The sequence below is a fragment of the Micromonospora sp. DT228 genome, assembly GCF_049841595.1.
In the GTDB taxonomy this organism is placed as follows: Bacteria; Actinomycetota; Actinomycetes; order Mycobacteriales; family Micromonosporaceae; genus Micromonospora.
Genome location: NZ_JBNCKO010000105.1, coordinates 1 through 236, shown reverse-complemented (window position 1 = coordinate 236; position 236 = coordinate 1). Strand labels below are relative to the sequence as shown.

Sequence of the window (236 nt, the reverse complement as noted above, 5' to 3'; positions counted from 1 at the left end):
GGCTTCATCCACGTGCACCGCTACCCGACGACGGACGCCTCGGTGGAGGCCGACATCCGGCGGCGGCTGGCCGAGGCGCTGGCCGACGGGCAGCTTCCCGACGAGCGCACCGCCGCCCTGGCCACCCTGGTCGCGGTGCTGCGGATGGAGCCGGCGCTGGGCCTGACCGGCGACGCCGCCCGCGACGCCCACACCCGGCTGGAGGAGATTGCCGGCGGGGCCGGCTTCTCGGGCAC

At 77.1% G+C, this 236-nt stretch carries 1 protein-coding gene; it reads left to right on the top strand.

Annotation, left to right across the window (positions count from 1 at the left end; genetic code table 11):
- Positions 1-236 (top strand): GPP34 family phosphoprotein (locus ACLQ29_RS35595; protein ID WP_425775728.1); only part of this gene is annotated, 236 nt, incomplete at both ends.